The following is a 23,901-nucleotide window of genomic DNA, read 5'->3' on the forward strand; positions in this document are numbered from 1 at the left end:
CAGTTAATATTCACGAGATTTTTTTATTTACGCAACAAACTATTTCCTATAGCACATTGTAAGCATTCTTTCTTTGAGCAATAGTTATTTTTTAACTCTAACAAAGCTTGAGTTTCAAAAGCACTTTTTGCATCAATCTTTAATTCAGAAAACTTATTAATGATTGAATTTTTCTCGGGCCTCAATTGCTGCATCAGTTGTAATAATTGTTCTTCATTTATTGTCCCTCTTTCTTGTTCATAAACAAATCTCAAAGGAATAATTGTATTAATAACAAGTAAATCGATAAATGATTTCGTAAGTCTTTTAGGTGATTTTTTTGAAGATGTTTCAAACGTATAATGTGTTTTCCAAAAATCATTCACCTCTACCGAAAACAACATATAAAAATCTTTTAATCTAGAAACCTCCAATATTTGAGAAAATAAATGTTGATGTTTGAAATATAAAGCTCCCAACTGAGCTATTCGAATCGTTGGAAAATTATTTGGCCGCATTCTAAAAAACTGAAATCTATTCTTTCTTATAGGTTTTAACTTATACTTATGTTGTAAATAGTTATACTCTTTTTTAAGTTTTACATAACAACCATCTTCTACTTCGTCTTCTAAAAAACCTGCTTGCCCAAACAATAAAGCCGATAATTGTTCTTGATTAAATCTTACTTTCCTTAACACTGAAAAATCGAAAGAATTTGATAAATCAAAAAAAGCGTCTCCATTTACTTTTAAACCAAAATTTTTAGCGAGTAATTTAAATAACACCGCTTCATAATCATTATTTGATTTTGACAATACCTCTTTTATAAAAACAGCTTTGTTTTCTAACCGTTCAAAATATAAGCGCTCTAACCAATTATTTAACAAAAAAGAATCTATTTCAGCTATTTGCTTCTCACAAGGAATCCATCGTTGCTCTTTTGAAAATAATTTCTGATAATTTACTAGTACTTCTTTTTGAACAAACTGCTCCAGTTCTAAAGTAGGTAAAGGAAGATTGTTTTTCATAAAAACATCAGCATCATAACTCCACACCACATGTAATATTATCGCATCATAATTTTCATCTTCCTCATGATAATGTGCATACCAATCAGATGATTTTAGATGAATCTCTACATTTCCAATCCATAACTGACCATCAATTTTTAACTGAGCATTTAAAAAATCAGGACCGGTATTGGTGTTATAAATTCCTGGATTAACAACCTCTATAAACTCCCCTGCTATCGATTTTAAGTCTGTTGTGCTGAATAACTTGTATTTCCATAAAAAGTGCAAAAATTCTTCTTTCATATGCTTCCTTTTTCTCTATCAATTTACAAAATATTTTTATGGCATCATCAATTTTTATTATCCAAAGTATTTTATAACAATGTTCTATTCAACTATTTTTGCCGAATAAGAAAATTAAACCACATGAATAGTATAGAGAATTTACAATGGCGTTATGCTGTTAAAAAATTTGACGAACATAAATTTCTTTCCGAAGAACAAATTAATATTTTAAAAGAAGCATTTAATTTAACGGCCACTTCTTATGGATTACAACCTGTAAAAATGGTTGTGGTTAAAAACAAAGATTTACAGCAACAATTGGTAGCACATTCTTGGAACCAGCATCAAGTTGTACAAGCTTCACATTTATTAGTGCTTTGTATTCCTAAAGAATTGACTTCTGAACACGTTGAGAGCTACTTTAAATTAGTAAAAGACATCCGAAACACACCTGACGAAATTCTAAATCCTTTTAAAAAATTTTTAGCTAACGATATAGAAAACAAATCGCAAGAAGTATTATTTCATTGGATGAAAAACCAAGCTTATATTGCTTTAGGCAACTTAATGACTGTGGCTGCTAATGAAAAAATTGACAGCTGCCCTATGGAAGGTTTTGTTCCTGAAAAGTACGATGAAGTTTTAGGTTTAGACAAATACAATTTACAATCAATTTTAGTTTTACCTGTTGGTTTTAGAGCTGAAGACGATTATATGAAAGACTTAAAAAAAGTTCGTAGAAAAACCGAAGAAGTGGTTATTGAACTTTCTTAGATAACGTAAATTATGAATTACGAATGATAATTTTAGTACATTCGTAATTCATAATTTAACTATATGCAACCACTACATATACTCCTTTTAATTCTAGCTTATTTCGGTGTATTAATTCTTATTTCATACATCACAGGTAAATCGGCAAACAATCAAACATTTTTTAAAGCAAACAACTCATCACCATGGTATTTAGTTGCCTTCGGTATGATTGGCGCTTCGCTTTCAGGAGTTACTTTTATCTCTGTTCCTGGGTGGATTGAAGGTGACAAAATGAGCTATATGCAAATGGTGCTGGGGTATGTATTAGGATATGCCGTGATTGGTTTAGTACTACTCCCACTTTACTACAGGTTAAATCTGACTTCAATTTATACCTATTTAGAAGGACGTTTCGGTAGATATTCTTATAAAACAGGAGCTTCTTTTTTCTTACTTTCAAGAACGATTGGTGCAGCCTTCCGTTTATTTTTAGTGGCCAACGTGTTACAATTAATTTTATTTGATGCCTATGGAGTTCCGTTTTGGGCTACCGTTGCCATTACGATTTTATTAATTTGGTTATATACGTTTAAAGGGGGAATAAAAACCATTGTATGGACAGACACCTTACAAACTCTTTTTATGCTAATTGCTGTTGGAGTTTGTATTGTAATGATAAAAGATGAAATGCAAATCGACAATCTATTTTCGTACGTTGTTAATAATGATCTATCAAAAACCTTCTTTTTTGACGACATAAAAGCTGGAAATTACTTTTGGAAACAATTCTTTTCAGGAGCTTTCATTTCAATTGTAATGACAGGCTTGGATCAAGATATGATGCAAAAAAACTTAACATGTCGTAACTTAAAAGATGCTCAAAAAAACATGTTTTGGTTTACTATTGTATTAGTCATTGTAAACTTTTTCTTCTTAGCTCTAGGAGTTTTATTAACTGATTATGCTACTGCTAATGAAATAAACGCACATAAAGATGAACTATTTCCAACTATAGCAATGAGTGGCGATTTAGGAATAGCTACAGCTCTATTTTTCTTATTAGGTTTAATTGCAGCTGCTTATTCTAGTGCAGATAGTGCTTTAACTTCGTTAACTACATCCTTTAGTATTGATATTTTAGAAATTGACAAAAAAGATAATGAAGAAGAAAGGGAAAAAACACGAAAGAAAATCCACATATTATTCTCCTTCATTTTAGTGGCAACCATTTTAATTTTTAAATATTTTATTGCTGATGAAAGTGTAATTGCTAAAATATTCCAATTTGCAGGTTATACGTATGGACCACTATTAGGTTTATACGCTTTTGGATTATTTACCAAACTAAACGTAAAAGACAAATTAGTACCTATCATTTGTTTAATAGCTCCTGTTTTAACGTATGTAATTAGTTTTTACAGTAAAGAAAAAATGGGATTTGACTTTGGTTTCTTTGTGTTAATCTTAAACGGAGCTTTGACTTTCTTAGGTTTATTAGCTATTAAAACATCAAAAAATGCCTAAAAAAGGAAAAGCAAAAAATACGGTTAACAAAGCGAAACATACTCGTTTAATGAAACAAAAGGAGAATAAACTTCGCCTAGAAAAACAACGAACCAAAGAACGCTTAAAAGAAATTATTAAAAAAGCGAATGAACAAAAAGAAGAAGAGTAAAAATCTTAAGTTTCAACTAAAAACTATATCTCACTACTAGTACATAAAAAAACCGATAATATAATTTAACATTATCGGTTTTTAAGTTTTACATAAACGCTATTTGCAGTCCCATTAAAACGAATACTGCTCCTGAGACCTTATTCATTCGAATACCTATCTTTTGGTTTTCTCTTACTTTCCTCGAAAACACTCCTGCAAACGACACTAAAAACAAGTACCAAATAGTATTCATAATGGTATAAGAAACACCCATAAAAATAAAAGGCACAGGGCTTTCTATTTTATCTGGACTTATAAACTGTGGAAAAAATGCAATAAAGAATAATGCGACTTTCGGATTTAATATATTTGTTATAAAACCTGATTTAAAATCTTTAATTGCTGAGTTTTTCTTTTGTTCCTCAGCACCTTCTTGTATCAATTCTTTTTTTGAAAACACTTTTGTTACCCCTAAATAAATTAAATAAGCAGCCCCTAAATATTTTATCAACGCAAATAGTATTGCCGATTTTGCTACAATAATTGACAATCCTAATGCTCCAAACAAAGTATGTACTAAAGACCCTGTATTTAAGCCTAAATTAGTATAAATTCCAGATTTCCTTCCTTGACTTATCGACTTGTTAAGTAAAAAAATTGTTTCCATTCCTGGTGTTAGTACAAAAAGAATAGTTGCTGTAAAAAATGCGATATAATTCTCAATTCCCATTTCCTTAAATTTTAAATATGAATACCAATGTTTTTTTATGCAAAGCAACGGTGGTTCTCTTTATTAAAAAATACTTATTTTTGAACAATTAATGCAAAAACCGCATTAAAATGACAATACAACAAATTCGATATTTTTTAGCACTTGCTGATGAGCTACATTTTTGGAAAACTGCAGAAAAAGTGTACATCTCACAATCATCATTAAGTAGGCAAATTCAATCTTTAGAAGAAGAACTTGGTATTACCTTATTTGAACGCGATAAAAGAAACGTAAAGTTGACCGATACCGGTATTTTTCTTAAGAAAAAATGGGAAGACTTATTAGACGAGTTTGACCGTACGCTTCAACATGCAAGAAAAATTGAAGAAGGTTCTTCTGGGTTAATTAGCATTGCCTACCCTGGTTCTATTTCTTATAACTATTTACCAGAATTACTTAGGATATTTTCTGAAGAAAAACCTGACTTAAAGGTAGAGCTTATGGAACCCACCGACATTACACTTGAAAACTTACTAACAAGCTATCAAATAGATGTTGCTTTTAGTAGAAATGAAGTTTTAAATACTTCTATTCTCTCTGAGAGATTATATGCAGAACCTGTTTGTCTTGTAGTTCCAAAAAACCACTGGTTAACCGCTGAAAATTTTGTAGATTTAAGAGATGTAAAAGATGAAAAATTTATTCTTTCTGGTTTACATCATACTACTTACTTTTCTTCATTACTTCGTACTATTTTTAACACTTACAGTTTTGAACCACAAACACATATTGAGTCTGATTTTGGAAGCATGATATTAAACTTAGTTTCTAGAGACTTAGGAATTTCGATACTACCCTACTCTTTTCAATTTTCATTAAACTCAAGTGTTCGCTTTATTACACTTCCTGAAAAAACAGAATTATTTATTAACTGGCGTAAAAATGATGATAGAAAGATTGTTAAAAATGTAATTGAGTATGCTACAAATTTAGGCAAAAGGTATAATCAACGATTTATATAAAACAAAATCCCAAGCAAATTGCTTAGGATTTTTATTTTCTTTCGTAGTAAAACTATTGGTCAATCGAACCTAAAACACGTTTCATAAAATTATTCAACGCTTCTTTTTTAGGTGTTCCGTCTTTAATCATTTTATCAACTTCAATTGCTCCGTACATGTTAGAGATTAATTCTCCTATCACATCTAACTCTTCGTCTTTTAAAGAAGGAACTTCTGTTAAAGCTTCAAGAGTTTCAATAGTTTCTAGTACGTAATCTTGATCGTTTTCTTCAATAAATGAAGTTAGGTGTTTAATTACTGGTAATTTCATAATTAAGCTACTTCGTTTACTAAATCTTTTAACACTTCAAACTTATTTGTTTGCGTTTGATTTACAAACTTCCCATCTACAAATGTAGCAAAAGTTGGTAAGTTGCTTACATCAGCAAGTTTTCTACTTTCAGGAAACTGTTCTGCATCTGCAATAATGAAAACCACATCTTCATTTTCAGAAGCTAACTTCTTAAATTTTGGTTTCATAATACGACAGTTACCACACCAAGTAGCTGAATATTGTACCACTACTTTTTTATTACCTGCAACAACTTCTGATAAATTATCTTGACTTAATTCTTGTACCATAGTCTTAAAATTATTTTATTTCGAAAGGAGCTCGTGCTCGACCCCTTCACCTATCTCACACGAACTTATTTCCTCTCTTAATGTTATATTAGTTTACAGCTAAGTACTCTGCTGTAGCTTTAGCGTTTGCTTGCATAGCTTCTTTACCTTCTTCCCAGTTTGCAGGACAAACCTCGCCTTTTTCTTGTACGTGAGTGTAAGCATCGATTAAACGTAAGTACTCGTTTACGTTACGACCTACAGGCATATGGTTAATTCCTTCGTGGAATACAGTTCCTTCTTCATCAATTAAATACGTAGCTCTATATGTTACGTTATCTCCTTCTACTTGTACAGTTCCTGTAGCTTCATCATAAGTTTCATTAGTAATATCTAAAATTCCTAAGATTGATGATAAATTACGGTTACTATCAGCTAATAATGGATAAGTAACTCCTTCGATTCCTCCATTAGCTTTAGATTGGTTTAACCAAGCAAAGTGTACTTCAGGAGTATCACATGACGCACCAATTACAATTGTATTTCTTTTTTCAAATTCTGACAAAGCAGCTTGAAAAGCATGTAATTCAGTTGGACAAACAAAAGTAAAATCTTTTGGATACCAAAACAATAACACTTTTTTGTTATTTTTTACTGCTTCTTCTAATACATTTAATTTAAACGTATCACCCATTTCATTCATTGCATCTACGCTTAAACTTGGAAATTTTTTTCCTACTGTAGCCATTTTATAATTTTTTAAAGGTTAATATTAATATGTTCTTTTATCGGTGGCAAATTTATTCCCTTTCTTACTATCTCTAGCTTAAAAGCAAAAATATTTTTTTATTCAACTATAAGCATTATCAATACAAATAAAAAAACAAAATAAATTAAACAAATACCTTTCTTAATATCAAATAGTTACATCTTTAAAAAATAAAAACATAAGAAAATATTATATTGAAATAAAAAATATAGATAAAAATTATTCAAGGTTTTATCGTAAATTTGATGGTATTCTAACCTATAAAAATATAAATATGAAAGAAGCACACACTCACTCTACTAGCAGCAATGGAAAGTGTCCTTTTTCACAAGGCGCTAATACTGAGATACATGATAACATTATGGAATGGTGGCCTAAATCTTTGAATTTAGACATCCTTCATCAACACGATACTAAAACGAATCCACTAGGAAACGATTTTAATTATGCTGAAGAATTTAAAAAACTAGACCTTGAAGCTGTAAAAAATGATTTAAAAACGTTTATGAACGACAGCCAAGATTGGTGGCCTGCCGATTGGGGAACTTACGGAGGATTAATGATTCGTATGGCGTGGCACGCTGCGGGTACTTATAGAGTTGCTGACGGAAGAGGTGGTAGTAACACCGGAAACCAACGTTTTGCTCCGTTAAATAGCTGGCCAGATAATGGTAACTTAGACAAAGCTAGACGACTATTATGGCCTATCAAGAAAAAATACGGAAATAAACTATCTTGGGCAGACCTTATTATTTTAGCAGGTAATATGGCTTATGAGTCTATGGGATTCAAAACTTTCGGTTTTGCAGGAGGACGCGAAGATATTTGGCACCCTGAAAAAGATATTTATTGGGGATCAGAGAAAGAATGGTTAGCTCCTACTGGAAGTAAAGGTACTCGCTATTCTGGTGATCGGGATTTAGAAAATCCTTTAGCAGCAGTTATGATGGGATTAATTTATGTAAACCCTGAAGGTGTAGACGGTAAACCTGACCCGTTAAAAACCGCACATGATGTAAGAGAAACTTTTAAGCGCATGGCAATGAATGATGAAGAAACCGTTGCCTTAACTGCAGGTGGACATACTGTTGGTAAAGCTCATGGTAATGGTGATGCAGGAGCCTTAGGGCAAAGTCCAGAAGGAGCGGAAATTGAAGACCAAGGTTTTGGCTGGATGAATCCAAAAGGAAATGGAAATGCAGCTGATACTGTAACTAGTGGTTTAGAAGGTGCTTGGACAACTACTCCAGATAAATGGAATCACACATACTTTCACCTATTATTAAATCACGAATGGGAATTAAAGAAAAGTCCTGCTGGTGCATGGCAATGGGAACCTGTTAACATGGATGAAGCTGATAAACCTACCGACGCTCACAATCCAAACGTAAAAAGAAATCCTATCATGACCGATGCAGACATGGCAATGAAAATGGATCCTGAATACAGAAAAATATCAGAGAAATTCTACAATGATCCTGCTTCTTTTGAAGATGCTTTCGCTAGAGCTTGGTTTAAACTTACACATCGTGATTTAGGACCTAACACACGTTATTTAGGTGCTGATGCTCCAGCAGAAACACTTATCTGGCAAGATCCTGTTCCTACTGTTGACTATACTTTAAATGACAGTGAAATTGAAGAATTGAAAGAAAAACTATTAAATAGTGGACTTTCTCGTACTGAACTTATAAATACTGCTTGGGATAGTGCTAGAACTTATAGAGGATCTGACTTTAGAGGTGGTGCTAATGGAGCTCGTATTCGTTTAGCTCCTCAAAAAGACTGGGAAGGAAACGAACCAACAAGATTAAAGAAGGTACTAGATAAGCTTACTGAGATTCAATCAGCACTAAGTAATAAAGTAAGTATTGCTGACTTAATTGTGTTAGGAGGTAGTGCTGCTGTTGAAAAAGCTGCTCAAGAAGGTGGTGTCAACATTAAAGTTCCTTTTACTCCTGGAAGAGGTGATGCAACCGCTGAAATGACAGATGCTGAATCTTTTGATGTTTTAGAGCCTTTACATGACGGATACAGAAACTGGCAAAAGAAAGATTATGTAGTAAAACCTGAAGAGTTATTATTAGATAGAACACAACTTATGGGTTTAACCGCTCCTGAAATGACTGTTTTAGTTGGAGGAATGCGTGTACTAGGAACCAACCATGGAGGTACCAAACATGGTGTATTTACAGATAATGAAGGTATATTGAGTAATGACTTCTTTGTAAACCTTACTGATATGAAATACTCATGGAAGCCTGCTGGTGAAAACTTATACAATATTGTTGACCGTAAAACTGGAAGTACTAAATGGACGGCTACAAGAGCTGATTTAATATTTGGTTCAAATTCAATTTTACGTTCGTATGCAGAAGTATATGCACAAGATGATAATAAAGAAAAATTTGTGAAAGATTTTGTAGCTGCTTGGACTAAAGTAATGAATGCTGACAGATATGATTTAGCATAATTTAAAAACTAAATCATAAAAAAAGAAGAGCATTTTGCTCTTCTTTTTTATTTATTACCTAGTAATGTTATTTACTCGCAAATAGTTTCACGTCATTTTTAGAAACTTCTTTTTCTCCTAAAATAAGTAATCGCTCAACTACATTTCGTAACTCTCGGATGTTTCCTGTCCAGTCATATTCTTGTAATTGCTTAATAGCATCGTCTGCAAATGCTTTTTTAGGCATTCCTTGTTCTTCGGAAATTTTCTTCGCAAAGAAGTTTACTAATAACGGAATATCTTCTCTTCTATCGTTTAAAGCAGGAACTTTAATTAAAATAACTGCTAAACGGTGATATAAATCCTCACGAAAACGTCCTTCCGCAATTTCCTTTTTCAAATCTTTATTTGTCGCAGCAACCACACGCACATTTACTTTGATATCCTTATCAGAACCTACACGCTGAATACGATTTTCTTGTAATGCACGTAATACCTTTGCTTGTGCAGACAGACTCATATCCCCTATCTCATCTAAAAAAATGGTTCCTCCATTTGCTGCCTCAAACTTTCCTGCTCTATCTTTGTTTGCTCCTGTAAAACTTCCTTTTACATGACCAAACAATTCACTTTCAATCAATTCCGAAGGAATAGCCGCACAATTCACCTCTATCATTGGTGCTTTAGAACGATCAGATTTTTCATGTAACCAATGTGCTACTAACTCTTTTCCCGTTCCATTAGGACCTGTAATTAACACACGAGCATCGGTAGCTGAAACCTTCTCTATCATATCTTTAATATGAGTAATAGCTTCACTCTCACCAATCATTTCGTAGTTTTTACTTACCTTCTTTTTTAAACGTTTATTTTCAACTACTAGTTCTTTTTTATCTAATGCATTACGAACTGTATTTAACAAGCGATTTAAATCCGGTGGTTTCGAAATATAATCAAAAGCACCTAAACGCATTGTATTTACTGCTGTATCAAGATCTCCATGACCTGATATCATTACCATTGGTGTTTCAGGTTTAATTTTCCTAGCCTTTTCTAACACCTCAACACCATCCATTTTTGGCATTTTAATATCACACAATACTAAATCGTAATCTGTATTTTTTATCATTTCAATTCCAGCCAATCCATCTTCAGCTTCTTCTACTTCATAGGAATCATTCTCTTCAGAAATGATTTTTTTTAATACTCTGCGGATTGCAGCTTCATCTTCTATTATTAATATTTTAGCCATATTTTCTTTTTATTCTTTCTAGAAAAGCAACAATTAAGCCATTATTTATTCTTCTCAATAATATGTATGTCTCTTTGAGGAAACGGAATACTTATATCATGCTCTCTAAATAATTCATCTATTCTAAACCTAATATCACTTTTTGGCACTGCCGCCTGAAAGCTATCATTCAGTGTAAAAATCAATTTAAAATCTAATGAACTATCTCCAAAATTTTCAAAAAGCACCAATGGTGCTGGATGCTGGTACACCTTAGGATGCTCATTAGCAGCTTGCATCAACAGTTTTTTAACCAGAGCTACATCACTACCATATGCTACTCCTACTATAACATTTTCACGAGTTGTAGTTCCGTTTTGCGTCCAGTTATATAAGCTGTTTGACAAATACTTATGGTTAGGAATAACCAAAACTTTATTATCGATAGTTACTGCTCTGGTAGTTCTTAATTTTATTTCTTCTACCCTTCCAACTTTATCATCTAACTCTATAATATCACCTACATGCACACTCTTATCAACTATGATAAAAATTCCAGAAATGATATCTTGAAAAAAGGTTTGTAAAGCCAAACCAATACCTATTAATAAAGCAGAAGATGCTACTAAAATCGCACTTAAATTAACTCCTGCAGAACTTAAACCTATTGAAAAAACAACTACATAAGCCAACCAACTTGTAAACGAGAAAATAGTATCAAACTTGTTTTTATCTTCTTGCTCTAACTTACTTTTTGCTAGTTTTTTTAAGTACTTTAATAAAAACTTGACAAAAAGTAAACCTACGATTAAAAACAAGACTGTTTTTAGTGTAAACTCAACATCTTTTCCTCCCACAGGGATTCTGTAGTTTAAAAAATCGGTTATTTCCTTTATAATTTCTTTCATCTACTAGTTCTTATTGTTTTTATTAAACTCTTTCGAGTACATTAAACTAACGACTGTACAATTTATTTCATAAAAAATGATTATCCGTTATAACGAATCCATTTCCATAAATCTTTATAGGTTGCTTTTTTACCATACATTAAAATACCTACACGATAAATCTTAGCAGCTACCCATACAATAACTATAAAAGTAAGAATTAATAGCAACATAGAGATTGCTATTTCCCACCAAGCTACTCCAAATGGAATTCTCATTAACATAACGATTGGCGACGTAAATGGTATATATGAGAATATTACTGATACTGGTCCGTGAGGATCATTAATTACCGTTGCAAAACCTACATATACTGCTAAAATTAACGGTAACATAATAGGCATCATAAATTGTTGCGTATCCGTTTCGTTATCTACTGCAGCACCTACCGCTGCAAACAAAGAACTATACAACATATATCCTCCTAAGAAGTAGAAAATGAATAAGAAAAACATTTTTACTAAAGGCAATCTGAAAATTTCTTGCACAATCATTTCACCTTTATTGGTTGCTGTTTGCTGAATAGCTTCCATTTGTTCTGGTGATACTTTTGCTGACTGCATTTCCATCATATCAACTCCAAAGAAAGAAGATGCTACTAGGCTAAACACTAAAAACAAAATTCCCCAAATAAAGAATTGTAACAATCCTGCTGAAGCATTTCCAATAATTTTTCCTAACATTAATTGAAAAGGTTTTACTGAAGAGACAATTACTTCAATAATTCTACTTGTTTTTTCTTCAATTACACTACGCATTACCGATGTTCCATAAATCATAACAAACATCATTAATAAATAACCTGCAATAGCTCCCACACCAATTTTTAATCCGTTGATTAATTTAGATGATTTTTCTCCAGAAAAGTTCAACATTTTGATTTCTGAAGCTATTTTTGATTCTTCAATATGCGCAATATCGATTCCGAAACTGGTTAGTTTTTCATGACGCAATACCTTATCTATCTTATCTTCTAAGCTTTCCATAATAGACATACTAGGAGAATCTTTCGAGAAAAACTCAATCGATTTTGCCAACACTTCTAAACTATCTTGTTTTGGAATATACAAAGCTCCATAATAATCCCCTTCTTCAACCTTCTTTTTTGAATCTTCGATACCTAATGCTGTAAAATCTTGATATTTTACTGTTTTAGAATCTACAAATACATCTTTAGAAAATTTTCCTGATTCATCTACATATACAATCTTCTTTACCTTCTCATCATTCTTTTTCATTAAGAAAAACACCAACGCTCCCATTCCAATCATCAACAGCGGACTTAAAAACGTCATAACGATAAATGATTTATTTCTAACCTTAGCAATAAATTCGCGTTCTATAATTAATCGTAATCTTTTCATTGCTTAACTGTTTTTATGGATTGCTTGAATAAAAATATCATTAGCACTTGGCACCAACTCTACAAAATGCTGTACTTGACCTTGGTTGGTTAAATACGATAGTAAATCGTTTGGAGAACTTCCGTTAGTAAGTTTTACATTTAACTTTAACCCTTCATTTAACAATTTAAAATCTGCTGGTAAAACCTCAAAGTTTTCTTTTAGCTTTTGCTCCACTTCTTTTGAATTAGAAGTAGCTAATCCAACCTGAAAAGTATTTGTTCTAAACTCCTTTTTAATATCTTCTAGCTTACCATCTAAAATTTTATTCGACTTGTTAATCAAAGCTATATAATCACACATTTCCTCAACAGACTCCATTCTATGGGTAGAAAAAATAATGGTAGCTCCTTCATCTCTCAACTGTAAAATTTCCTTTGCTATTAATTGCGCATTAATAGGATCGAAACCAGAAAAAGGCTCATCAAAAATTAATAATTTAGGCTGGTGTAGTACAGTTACTATAAACTGTACCTTCTGCGCCATTCCTTTAGATAACTCTTCAATCTTTTTATTCCACCAAGCACCAATATCAAATTTATCAAACCAATATTTCAATCGTTTTTTTGCTTCCGATTTACTCAACCCTTTTAATTGAGCAAGGTATAATGCCTGCTCTCCTACCTTCATACTCTTATACAGCCCTCTTTCTTCTGGTAAGTAACCTATATGCTCTATATGGTTTGGAGCTAACTTTTCTCCATCTAATATAATTTCACCAGCATCAGGCATTGTTATTTGATTGATAATTCTAATAAGCGAGGTTTTTCCTGCTCCATTAGGACCTAACAAACCAAAAACGCTTCCTTTAGGTATGTGCATAGACACATTATTTAATGCAGTATAATCGCCATAACGTTTTACCACATTATTTATTTCTAATAAATTATTCATAGACATAATAGTTGATTAATTGCCGTTTATTAAAAAACAGCAGTGACAAACTTACATATTTTTATACTCAATTAGTATCTACTTCGCAGTAAACGTTACAAGATTAATTTTATGTTAATTTTATTATGCATGCATAATTTTTTTTATAAAATACTATGCATGCATAATAAATTTTTATATATTTGGCATCGATGGATAAAGATAAATCGATAGATCACCAATTAAGAGCCACTTGGCAAGCGGTTGCAAAAATGTATAATGAGCAAGCTGCTAAGCACGATAGCACAATGGCTACAGCTTTTGCTTTGTTGAATATAGATTCTGAAAACGGTACTCCTTCTACAGCTTTGGGCCCTTTAATGGGAATGGAGCCTACAAGTCTTTCTCGTTTATTAAAAACCATGGAAGATAAAGGAGTTATATGTCGCGAGAAAAATCCTAATGATGGGAGAAGTGTTATTCTAAAACTTACCGGATACGGTAAGGAAATGCGTGAAGTTTCTAAGGGGCATGTTTACCAATTTAACAATAAAGTAAGAGAGTATATTACTGAAGAAGAGTTAGAAAACTTTTTTAAAGTTACAACAACAATAAACAAACTAATTACAGATAAGTTAATATACGAAGATGATATTGACAATAAAGCTGTATAAAAACAAACCAATAAACAAATGGCAAGAAGAATTAAAAAAGTAGCAATTATCGGTTCTGGTATCATGGGATCTGGTATTGCATGTCATTTTGCTAACATTGGCGTTGAAGTCTTATTATTAGACATTGTTCCTAGAGAATTAAACGACCAAGAGAAAGCAAAAGGATTAACCTTAGAAGACAAAGTAGTTCGTAACCGTTTGGTAAATGATGCTTTGACTGCTTCGTTAAAATCAAAACCATCACCTATCTACAATAAAAAATTTGCAGATAGAATTACTACTGGAAACCTTGAAGACGATTTACACAAAGTAAAAGATGTAGATTGGATTATGGAAGTAGTTGTTGAACGCTTAGACATTAAACAAAGTGTTTTTGAACAAGTTGAAAAATACCGTACACCTGGTACAATTATTTCTACCAACACTTCGGGTATTCCAATTAAGTTTATGAACGAAGGACGTAGTGAAGATTTTCGTAAGCACTTTGCGGTAACACACTTTTTTAACCCTCCTCGTTATTTAAAATTATTTGAAGTTGTTCCAGGACCAGACTGTAAACAAGAAGTTACTGACTTCTTAATGGATTATGGTTCTAAATTCTTAGGAAAAACTTCAGTATTAGCAAAAGATACACCAGCATTTATTGGTAACCGTATTGGTATCTTCGGAATCCAATCATTATTTCACCAAGTAAAAGAATTAGGATTAACAGTTGAAGAAGTTGATAAATTAACTGGTCCTGTTATTGGACGACCAAAGTCAGCTACTTTCCGTACTGTTGATGTTGTTGGATTAGATACTTTAGTACACGTTGCTAACGGAATTTACGAAAACTGTCCTAACGACGAAGCTCACGATTTATTCAAATTACCAGATTTCATCAACACAATGATGGAAAATAAGTGGTTAGGTAATAAAACCAAGCAAGGTTTTTACAAAAAAACAACCAATGCTGAAGGAAAGCGTGAAATTTTAGCGTTAGACTTAGATACGATGGAATACCGTCCGTCTAAAAAAGCAAAATTTGCTACGTTAGAATTAACAAAAACAATCGATAAGCCAATTGACCGATTTAAAGTATTAGTTGGCGGAAAAGATAAAGCGGGAGAATTTTACCGTAAGAACTTCGCAGCAATGTTTGCGTACGTTCAAAATAGGATTCCAGAAATTTCTGATGAATTATATAGAATTGACGATGCCATGAAAGCAGGTTTCGGATGGGAAAATGGTCCTTTCGAAATTTGGGATGCTGTAGGAGTTGAAAAAGGTATCGAATTAATGAAAGCTGAAGGAAAAGAACCAGCTGCTTGGGTAACAGAAATGTTAGCTAAAGGAGAAAAATCTTTCTATACAGTTAAAGACGGTGCAACATATTACTACGATGTACCTGCAAAAGCACAAGTTAAAAAACCAGGACAAGATTCATTTATCATCTTAGATAACATTCGTAAAACTACTGAGGTATTCAAAAACTCTGGAGTTGTTATTGAAGATTTAGGAGACGGAATCTTAAACTGTGAATTCCAATCTAAAATGAACACTATTGGTGGTGATGTTTTAGCAGGATTAAATAAAGCAGTTGATTTAGCTGAAAAAGACTTCCAAGGATTAGTTATTGGTAACCAAGCTGCAAACTTCTCAGTAGGTGCCAACATTGGAATGATTTTTATGATGGCTGTTGAGCAAGAGTATGATGAATTAAACATGGCTATCAAGTATTTCCAAGATACAATGATGCGTATGCGTTACTCTGCAATTCCTACTATTGCTGCTCCTCACGGAATGGCGTTAGGTGGTGGATGTGAGTTATCATTACACGCTGATAAAGTAGTTGCTGCTGCTGAAACCTACATCGGATTAGTAGAGTTTGGAGTTGGAGTAATTCCTGGTGGTGGTGGATCTAAAGAAATGGCTTTAAGAGCTCAGGACTTATTCCACACTGGCGATGTTCAATTAAACGTATTACAAGAGCACTTCTTAACTATTGGTATGGCTAAAGTTGCAACTTCAGCTTATGAAGCATACGACTTAAACTTACTACAAAAAGGAAAAGACGTTGTGGTTGTAAACAAAGACCGTCAAATAGCAGAAGCTAAAAAACACGCTGTATTATTAGCAGAAGCAGGTTATACACAACCAGCAAAACGCAAAGATGTTTTAGTATTAGGTAAGCAAGCCTTAGGTATGTTCTTAGTAGGAACAGACTCTATGGAAGCTTCTAAATATATTTCTGAACACGATCAGAAAATTGCAAACAAACTAGCCTATGTAATGGCTGGAGGAGATTTATCAGAACCAACAAAAGTTACTGAGCAGTATTTATTAGACCTTGAACGTGAAGCTTTCTTAAGTTTAACTACAGAACGTAAAACGTTAGAGCGTATTCAGCATATGTTAAAAACTGGTAAACCACTTCGCAACTAGTTGCGAATAGTATTGAGATATTAGTATTAAGTAGTTAGAAATGCATAAAGTAGAAGATTTAAAAATATGGCAAAAATCAATAAAGTTAGCAAAAGCTACCTATCTACTTGTTTCAGAATTACCATCGGATGAAAAATTCGGACTAACATCTCAAATAAAGAGAAGTGCTATTTCGATTCCTTCAAATATAGCAGAAGGAGCTGGTAGAAATTCACAAAAAGAATTCAAACACTTTTTGAGTGTTGCAAATGGTTCTACATACGAACTTCAAACGCAATTACTATTAGTTATTGAATTGAACCTAATACATAAAGATAAAGTACAACCCATTATTGAGTTGTGTATTGAAATTCAGAAAATGAATTATGTTTTTCAGCAAAAATTAAACGCCTAAACATTCACTCAATACTAAAACCTCAATACTCAATACTAAAAATAAAATGAAAACAGCATATATAGTAAAAGGATATAGAACCGCCGTAGGGAAATCTAAAAAAGGTGTGTTCAGATTTAAAAGAGCTGACGAATTAGCTGCTGAAACCATCAAATATATGATGGGTAAGTTGCCAGAATTCGATGTAAAACGTATCGACGATGTTATTGTTGGTAACGCAATGCCTGAAGGTTCTCAAGGATTAAACATGGCAAGAATTATTTCATTAATCGGATTAGATTCTGTGGATGTTCCTGGAGTTACCGTAAACCGTTTCTGTTCATCAGGATTAGAAACTATTGGTATGGCTGTAGCAAAAATTCAATCTGGAATGGCAGAGTGTATTATTGCTGGTGGAGCAGAAAGTATGAGTTCTGTACCAATGACAGGTTTTAAACCAGAATTAAACTACGATATCGTAAATGCAGGTCACGAAGATTACTATTGGGGAATGGGTAATACTGCGGAAGCAGTAGCTCAACAATACAATGTATCTCGTGCAGACCAAGATCAATTTGCATACGAATCGCACATGAAAGCTTTAAAAGCGTTAGATAGTGATCGTTTTCAAGATCAAATAGCTCCAATCAATGTAGAAGAAACCTACATTGATGGAAACGGAAAACGTGCAACAAGAAATTACACAGTTACTAAAGACGAAGGTCCACGTCGTGGAACTAGCGTAGAAGCCTTAGCAAAATTACGTCCAGTATTTGCAGCTAATGGTTCTGTTACCGCTGGTAACTCATCACAAACAAGTGATGGTGCTGCGTTCGTAATGGTAATGAGTGAAGATATGGTAAAAGAGTTAGGTATTCAACCAGAAGCTCGTTTAGTAAGTTATGCAGCAGCAGGAGTACCACCTCGTATTATGGGAATTGGTCCTGTAGCAGCTATTCCAAAAGCATTAAAACAAGCAGGTTTACAACAAAGTGATATTGAATTAATTGAACTAAATGAAGCGTTTGCTTCACAATCGTTAGCTGTTATTCGCGAATTAGGTTTAAATCCAGATATCGTTAACGTAAATGGTGGAGCAATTGCTTTAGGTCACCCATTAGGATGTACTGGTGGTAAACTATCTGTTCAGTTATTTGACGAAATGCGTAAGCGTAACATGAATAACAAATACGGAATGGTAACCATGTGTGTAGGTACTGGTCAAGGTGCTGCTGGTATTTTTGAATTCTTAAATTAAAATTAAGATATAAGTATTGAGTATTGAGAATTTTCTCATCTCTTTTAAAAAATAAGTAACAAAATTATAAAAGTAGTTAGTATCTCAATACTCACTACTAAATACTAAAATCTAATATACTATGTCAGAATTAAATAAAGATATTTTACGCGGAGGGCAGTTCCTAGTAAAAGAAACAAAATGCGAAGATATATTTACTCCTGAAGATTTTTCAGAAGAGCAAACAATGATGCGTGATGCGGTTAAAGAATTTAACGACCGTGAAATTATTCCTTATAAAGATCGTTTCGAAAAGAAAGATTATGCACTTACCGAAGAAACTATGCGTAAAGCAGGTGAATTAGGATTCTTAGGTGTGGCTGTTCCTGAAGCTTATGGCGGATTAGGAATGGGATTCGTTTCTACCATGTTAACTTGTGATTATATTTCAAGTGGAACAGGATCTTTTAGTACAGCTTTTGGTGCACATACAGGTATTGGTACGATGCCAATTACTTTATACGGTACTGAAGAGCAAAAGCAAAAATACGTTCCTGCGTTAGCAATGGGTGAAAAGTTTGGAGCTTACTGTTTAACAGAACCAGGAGCTGGATCGGATGCGAACTCAGGTAAAACTACTGCTGAGTTAACTGAAGACGGAAAGCACTACAAAATTAACGGACAAAAAATGTGGATTTCGAATGCAGGTTTTGCTGAAATCTTCATCGTTTTTGCTCGTATTGAAGACGATAAAAACATTACTGGTTTTATCTTAGAATATGATAAAAACAATCCTAACGGAGTAACTTTAGGAGAAGAAGAGCACAAATTAGGTATTCGTGCATCATCTACACGTCAGGTATTTTTCAACGATACATTAATTCCTGTTGAAAACATGTTATCTGTTCGTGGTGGTGGATTCAAAATTGCAATGAACGCCTTAAACGTTGGTCGTATTAAACTAGCTGGTGCTTGTTTAGATTCTCAAAGAAGAATTATTAGCCATGCTGTAAACTATGCTAACGAGCGTAAGCAATTTAAAACTCCTATTTCAGAATTTGGAGCTATTAAAATGAAGTTAGCTGAAATGGCTACTAGTGCTTATGTTGGTGAATCTGCATCATACAGAGCAGCTAAAAACATTGAAGACAGAATTGCTATTCGTGAATCTGAAGGAAGTTCTCACCAAGATGCAGAATTAAAAGGTGTTGAAGAATATGCTATTGAATGTTCAATCTTAAAAGTAGCTGTTTCTGAAGACGTACAAAACTGTGCTGATGAAGGAATCCAAATTTACGGAGGTATGGGATTCTCTGAAGAAACTCCAATGGAGTCTGCTTGGAGAGATGCTCGTATTGCTCGTATTTACGAAGGAACTAACGAAATCAACCGTTTATTATCGGTAGGAATGTTGGTTAAAAAAGCAATGAAAGGTCATGTAGATTTATTAAATCCTGCAATGGCAGTTCAAAACGAATTAATGGGAATTCCTTCTTTCGATACTCCAGATTATTCTGAATTATTCTCAGAAGAAAAAGAGATGTTAGCTAAACTTAAGAAAGTATTCTTAATGGTAGCTGGAGCTGCATTACAAAAATTTGGTCCAGAATTAGAGCAACACCAACAGTTATTAACTGCTGCTTCTAATATTTTAATTGAAATATACATGGCAGAATCTGGAATTTTAAGAACAGAAAAGAACGCGAAGCGTTTTGGTGAAGATGCTCAAAAAGAACAGATTGCAATGGCTAAGTTATACTTATACAATGCCGTAGAAACTATTACTAAAAGCGCAAGAGAAGGAATTATTTCTTTCGCTGAAGGTGATGAGCAACGTATGATGTTAATGGGACTTAAGCGTTTTACAAAATACGCAAACTACCCTAACGTAGTTGAGTTACGTGACACAATCGCAGAAAAATTAAAAGCAGAAAATAAATACTGCTTCTAAAAAATAGAAAAATTTTCTTCAACTTTTATAGGTTTTAGAATTTAGTTGTTTGTTTAAAAGATCGTCAAATTAGTTTTTGGCGGTCTTTTTTTTATCCTCTAAAAAAACATTAACAAACCTATACACTACAATATCAAGCTTCTGTAAAATTAAGGTTCTTAAGTTTTTCTTAAAATGCTTTTTCATATCTTTAATGGTATATTTATTGAATCAGTCCCTATGAAAAATAAAATAGCATGATAAAACTTACCAATTCAGCACTACTAGGAATGGCATTTTTAGCCATAGTTAGCTGTAAAAATGAAGCAAAAAAAGCAGACACACAAAAAACTGTTAACCAAGAAACAGTAGCCACAATAACTGATGTTACTGGAAACTATGTTTCTTCAGAATATGAAAAAAGAAGCGAAGGATACGATTGGGTTTCTGTTGCTATTAAACCAGCTATAAATAATCAATTAAAAATTGTAGTTCGCTCACGAGCTGACAAGAAAAAACCTACCTGTACTTTTGATGCTCTTGCTAAAAAAGCAAATGACAGTACCTACAAAGCTGACATAAATGGTAAAACTGTAGTATTTTCTTTTAAAAACAAACAAATTTCTATTGCAACGGCAAACAAAGAAGACAGTGGTTTATTAAACTTTTACTGTTCTGGTGGAGGAAGCCTTGCAGGTTCTTACCATAAAATTGAAGGAGACTTAGACCAAACACAAATAGACAAAACCATTTTTAAGAAGCATTTAATCTTGCAAGGAATTGGTTTTAATATATCTACTAAAAAAAATGAAGTAGATACTGAATTAACGGTTGCTCCTTACGGTTTAGAAATTGATAATTCAACAATTACCCAAACCATTGATGGTAGCGTTGTTGGTGCTGAAATTGAAGATTTAAACTCAGATGGTTTTCCTGAAGTAGTTATTTATACTCAATCTGATGGAAGCGGAAGCTACGGTAACGTAATTGGATATTCTGTTAATAACGGAAAATCGGTGAGTCAAATATACTTCCCTCCTATTACTGAAAATAAAAAATTAAGTGAAGGATATATGGGACACGATGAGTTTATCATTGTTGAAACTACCCTATCTCAACGCTTTCCTATTTATACAAAAGAAGATTCTAATGCTAACCCAACAGGAGGCATCAGACAAATTAATTATAAATTGGTTGACGGTGAAGCTTCAAGAAAATTTGAAATAAAGAACTCAACTGATTTTAACACTAAAAATTAAACTATTTATTATGAAAAAACTATCATTTTTATTCGCTACCATTTTACTAATCACAGTTTCTTGTACTAAAAAAGATGCTGCTGATCAGCTATACAATACCACTTGGGAACTAGAATATATTACTGGACCAAGAATTGCTTTTGATGGATTATACCCTACTAAAAAGCCACAACTTACGTTTGATAAAGAAACAAAAAAAGCTACAGGAAATAACGGTTGTAACGGTTATGCTGCTGAGTTTATGTTAGGTGAAGAAAATGCTATTTCTTTTGGAGAAGCAGGACCAACTACTATGATGTATTGCGGACAAGGGGAACAAGTATTTTTAAAAACCATTAAAAAAATTAACAAGTATAGCTTTGACATAGAAGGAAAACTAAACTTATTAATGGACGATGTAACCATGATGCGCTTTAAAAAAGTAACCACTGAAGAATAACTCACTATAGTTGTCTCTTTAAACTGAGTGATAACATAGGGGAAAACCTCATACTATACAGCCTTTTTTTAGTTTGTTGGTATGAGGTTTATTTTTTTACTACCAAAGGCAGCGTCCGCTAATAAGTATACAGTTTCAGCGACCCATGCCGTGGTATCTTCGGAGCATGCCGTAATATCTGTGACCCGTGCCGTGGTGTCTGCGGAGCATGCCGTGATATCAGCGACCCGTGCCGTGGTGTCTGCGGAGCATGCCGTGATATTAGCGACCCATGCCGCGGTGTCTGCGGAGCATGCCGTGATATTAGCGACCCGTGCAGCCTTTAATGACACTTAAAGCATCTTTTATTACCTAAATAGCTGAGCTTATGGGATTCCGTAAGAAAATTAAATTATTATTAGTAAGTTCGTTAAAGTATAAACAAACATAAAATACAACCATAAACCTACAAAAATGGGTGTATAACGATGTATTATACATATATATAAACAAGTTAGCTGCAAGCTGAAAAAATGACTAAAAAAGAAATCACAGAAAGAATAAGAGAAATAAAAAAACTCATTCAAGAAGATGAGGAATTTTCAGCTTCATTAAAATTTGAGGAACTTATCGAACAGTTGCATAGTGAGAAAAAATATCCTGCTGTAATCGAAAGTTTCAATAAAATTTCAAAACTAACTTCTTCTTCAGAACTATACTATTCATTTGAACTAGCTTTTGCTTTTGTCGAGTTGGATAATGAGAATATGGCAGAAAAGGTCTATGAATACCTGTTAATTTCAAATCCTGAAAATTCAGCTGTTTTAAATAACCTTTCAAACATAAAAAAACGAAAAAGAAAATTTAAAGAAGCATTTGACTTAATATCTCAAGCATACGAAATTGAACCAAATGACGAAATTGTTTCAAACAACTATGACACTTTAAATCAAATTGTTTCAGAAATTAAAGAACGAGAGCAAAAGTTTAAACACTCTTTAATTTATCTTGAAAGAGAGAATAAATTTGTAATAAATAAACTTACTTTATTTATTCAGAATGCAAGAAAAGATGAATCTTTTAACAATGGAATTATCGCTATTCCAAAGTGGAAATTCAAAGTTTTTATGCAAACTGACGAGGACAAAGCTGAATCTTTACGAAATCAATGGATAGATAAAAACTACATTTGTGAAACAGGGCAACGTGGAGAATATTATGAAATAATTTATGAGATAAACCCTTTTTTAGAGAAAGCTATTTCAGAAATAAAATTAAAGGTCGTAAATGATAATTGGATTCAAGGAATAGAAAAACTGAACACAAAATCACTTGAAGAAATTAATTATTACAGAAATATTAAGAAGATAAACAAAATCAATAAGCAGTTTAAAAAGCTAATTCTTCGAGACTATGAAGAACTGACTTTAAACTATTTAATGAAAAACCACAAATCTACTATAATACTGTCAGGTTCATTAATTGAAACTCTTTTGATTTATCACCTAAAAAAGAAAAAAATCACAAATGTTTCTTACGAAGTAAATAATAGAAAAGTAAGCAAAGGATTATTTGAGGCAACCTTGAATGATTTGCTTCAATTTTTGGAACAGAAAAAAATGCTCGAGAAACACTTTGTTCATCTTGGAAACATTTCTAGAATTTTTAGAAATTATGTTCATCCAGGGAAAGAATTAAGAGAAACAGAAGAATTAGACCAATCAAAATCAAACATTTGTTACATAAGTGCATCTGAATTAATAAATACAATGATTTAAAAAATCCAGCAGCTAACAAAGAACTGAGGTAAAAAACAAGTAAATTTTATACTTTTTTAAACCAAAGTACTTTTATAATTTGCATCATAAGGTAAACCACTTTTTACTA

22 protein-coding genes are annotated in these 23,901 nt (G+C 32.8%); 13 read left to right on the plus strand and 9 right to left on the minus strand.

Features of this window, described 5'->3' with window-relative positions:
- Positions 1 to 23 precede the first annotated feature (23 nt).
- Positions 24 to 1,295: a DUF2851 family protein gene (locus C8N26_RS12605; RefSeq protein WP_120187573.1), complete on the minus strand. Its 1,272-nt coding sequence runs from the start codon at positions 1,293 to 1,295 to the stop codon at positions 24 to 26.
- A gap of 123 nt (positions 1,296 to 1,418) precedes the next feature.
- On the opposite strand from C8N26_RS12605, the gene C8N26_RS12610 reads away from it, so the two are divergent.
- From C8N26_RS12610 to C8N26_RS13540, 3 genes are all read left to right on the plus strand, one after another.
- Positions 1,419 to 2,051: an NAD(P)H-dependent oxidoreductase gene (locus C8N26_RS12610; RefSeq protein ID WP_120187574.1), complete on the plus strand. Its 633-nt coding sequence runs from the start codon at positions 1,419 to 1,421 to the stop codon at positions 2,049 to 2,051.
- Between the two features lie 63 nt (positions 2,052 to 2,114).
- Complete coding sequence (locus C8N26_RS12615) at positions 2,115 to 3,557, plus strand: sodium:solute symporter (protein WP_120187575.1); 1,443 nt, start codon at positions 2,115 to 2,117, stop codon at positions 3,555 to 3,557.
- The gene (locus tag C8N26_RS13540) at positions 3,550 to 3,708 is read left to right on the plus strand and encodes a hypothetical protein (protein WP_170141656.1); all 159 of its coding nucleotides are present in this window, start codon (positions 3,550 to 3,552) and stop codon (positions 3,706 to 3,708) included. Before C8N26_RS12615 ends, C8N26_RS13540 begins: the two co-directional genes overlap by 8 nt.
- A gap of 88 nt (positions 3,709 to 3,796) precedes the next feature.
- Here the strand turns inward: C8N26_RS13540 and C8N26_RS12620 are convergent, their stop codons facing one another.
- Positions 3,797 to 4,420, minus strand: a complete 624-nt coding sequence (locus C8N26_RS12620; protein WP_028892841.1) for a LysE family translocator — start codon at positions 4,418 to 4,420, stop codon at positions 3,797 to 3,799.
- Positions 4,421 to 4,530: 110 nt separating this feature from the next.
- Between C8N26_RS12620 and C8N26_RS12625 the strand changes: the two genes are divergently transcribed.
- On the plus strand, positions 4,531 to 5,424 hold the full coding sequence (locus C8N26_RS12625) for a LysR family transcriptional regulator (RefSeq protein WP_120187576.1): 894 nt from the start codon (positions 4,531 to 4,533) through the stop codon (positions 5,422 to 5,424).
- Between the two features lie 52 nt (positions 5,425 to 5,476).
- On the opposite strand, the gene C8N26_RS12630 is transcribed toward C8N26_RS12625, so the two are convergent.
- The 3 genes from C8N26_RS12630 to C8N26_RS12640 all read right to left on the minus strand — a co-directional run bounded on the left by C8N26_RS12630 (position 5,477) and on the right by C8N26_RS12640 (position 6,772).
- Positions 5,477 to 5,734, minus strand: coding sequence for a DUF6952 family protein (locus C8N26_RS12630; protein WP_028892839.1), 258 nt, complete (start codon positions 5,732 to 5,734; stop codon positions 5,477 to 5,479).
- A 2-nt stretch (positions 5,735 to 5,736) separates the two neighbouring features.
- Complete coding sequence (locus tag C8N26_RS12635; protein ID WP_028892838.1) at positions 5,737 to 6,045, minus strand: thioredoxin family protein; 309 nt, start codon at positions 6,043 to 6,045, stop codon at positions 5,737 to 5,739.
- A gap of 88 nt (positions 6,046 to 6,133) precedes the next feature.
- Positions 6,134 to 6,772, minus strand: coding sequence for a peroxiredoxin (locus C8N26_RS12640; RefSeq protein WP_028892837.1), 639 nt, complete (start codon positions 6,770 to 6,772; stop codon positions 6,134 to 6,136).
- 295 nt (positions 6,773 to 7,067) lie between these two features.
- Here C8N26_RS12640 and katG point away from each other — a divergent pair, with 295 nt between their 5' ends.
- On the plus strand, positions 7,068 to 9,266 hold the full coding sequence (gene katG / locus C8N26_RS12645; protein WP_120187577.1) for a catalase/peroxidase HPI: 2,199 nt from the start codon (positions 7,068 to 7,070) through the stop codon (positions 9,264 to 9,266).
- A gap of 67 nt (positions 9,267 to 9,333) precedes the next feature.
- Here the strand turns inward: katG and C8N26_RS12650 are convergent, their stop codons facing one another.
- From C8N26_RS12650 to C8N26_RS12665, 4 genes are all read right to left on the minus strand, one after another.
- Entirely contained in the window at positions 9,334 to 10,497 is a 1,164-nt protein-coding gene (locus C8N26_RS12650) for a sigma-54-dependent transcriptional regulator (RefSeq protein ID WP_028892835.1), read from the minus strand.
- A 41-nt stretch (positions 10,498 to 10,538) separates the two neighbouring features.
- Positions 10,539 to 11,384, minus strand: coding sequence for a mechanosensitive ion channel family protein (locus tag C8N26_RS12655; protein WP_120187578.1), 846 nt, complete (start codon positions 11,382 to 11,384; stop codon positions 10,539 to 10,541).
- A gap of 80 nt (positions 11,385 to 11,464) precedes the next feature.
- Positions 11,465 to 12,787: an ABC transporter permease gene (locus C8N26_RS12660; protein WP_120187579.1), complete on the minus strand. Its 1,323-nt coding sequence runs from the start codon at positions 12,785 to 12,787 to the stop codon at positions 11,465 to 11,467.
- A gap of 3 nt (positions 12,788 to 12,790) precedes the next feature.
- Positions 12,791 to 13,720, minus strand: coding sequence for an ABC transporter ATP-binding protein (locus C8N26_RS12665; protein ID WP_028892832.1), 930 nt, complete (start codon positions 13,718 to 13,720; stop codon positions 12,791 to 12,793).
- Positions 13,721 to 13,911: 191 nt separating this feature from the next.
- On the opposite strand from C8N26_RS12665, the gene C8N26_RS12670 reads away from it, so the two are divergent.
- The 8 genes from C8N26_RS12670 to C8N26_RS12710 all read left to right on the plus strand — a co-directional run bounded on the left by C8N26_RS12670 (position 13,912) and on the right by C8N26_RS12710 (position 23,792).
- A complete protein-coding gene (locus C8N26_RS12670; RefSeq protein ID WP_028892831.1) occupies positions 13,912 to 14,373 on the plus strand; it encodes a MarR family winged helix-turn-helix transcriptional regulator in 462 nt (153 codons plus the stop codon).
- An 18-nt stretch (positions 14,374 to 14,391) separates the two neighbouring features.
- On the plus strand, positions 14,392 to 16,797 hold the full coding sequence (locus C8N26_RS12675) for a 3-hydroxyacyl-CoA dehydrogenase/enoyl-CoA hydratase family protein (protein WP_120187580.1): 2,406 nt from the start codon (positions 14,392 to 14,394) through the stop codon (positions 16,795 to 16,797).
- Between the two features lie 40 nt (positions 16,798 to 16,837).
- Positions 16,838 to 17,191: a four helix bundle protein gene (locus C8N26_RS12680; RefSeq protein ID WP_099214018.1), complete on the plus strand. Its 354-nt coding sequence runs from the start codon at positions 16,838 to 16,840 to the stop codon at positions 17,189 to 17,191.
- Positions 17,192 to 17,237: 46 nt separating this feature from the next.
- Positions 17,238 to 18,428, plus strand: coding sequence for an acetyl-CoA C-acyltransferase (locus tag C8N26_RS12685; RefSeq protein ID WP_120187581.1), 1,191 nt, complete (start codon positions 17,238 to 17,240; stop codon positions 18,426 to 18,428).
- A 121-nt stretch (positions 18,429 to 18,549) separates the two neighbouring features.
- The gene (locus C8N26_RS12690) at positions 18,550 to 20,358 is read left to right on the plus strand and encodes an acyl-CoA dehydrogenase family protein (RefSeq protein WP_099214016.1); all 1,809 of its coding nucleotides are present in this window, start codon (positions 18,550 to 18,552) and stop codon (positions 20,356 to 20,358) included.
- Positions 20,359 to 20,594: 236 nt separating this feature from the next.
- The gene (locus C8N26_RS12695) at positions 20,595 to 21,596 is read left to right on the plus strand and encodes a PliI family lysozyme inhibitor of I-type lysozyme (protein WP_120187582.1); all 1,002 of its coding nucleotides are present in this window, start codon (positions 20,595 to 20,597) and stop codon (positions 21,594 to 21,596) included.
- Positions 21,597 to 21,606: 10 nt separating this feature from the next.
- Entirely contained in the window at positions 21,607 to 22,035 is a 429-nt protein-coding gene (locus C8N26_RS12700; protein WP_120187583.1) for an META domain-containing protein, read from the plus strand.
- A gap of 512 nt (positions 22,036 to 22,547) precedes the next feature.
- Entirely contained in the window at positions 22,548 to 23,792 is a 1,245-nt protein-coding gene (locus tag C8N26_RS12710) for a tetratricopeptide repeat protein (RefSeq protein ID WP_120187585.1), read from the plus strand.
- Positions 23,793 to 23,901 lie beyond the last annotated feature (109 nt).

It is taken from the genome of Tenacibaculum lutimaris, assembly GCF_003610735.1.
GTDB lineage: Bacteria > Bacteroidota > Bacteroidia > Flavobacteriales > Flavobacteriaceae > Polaribacter > Polaribacter lutimaris.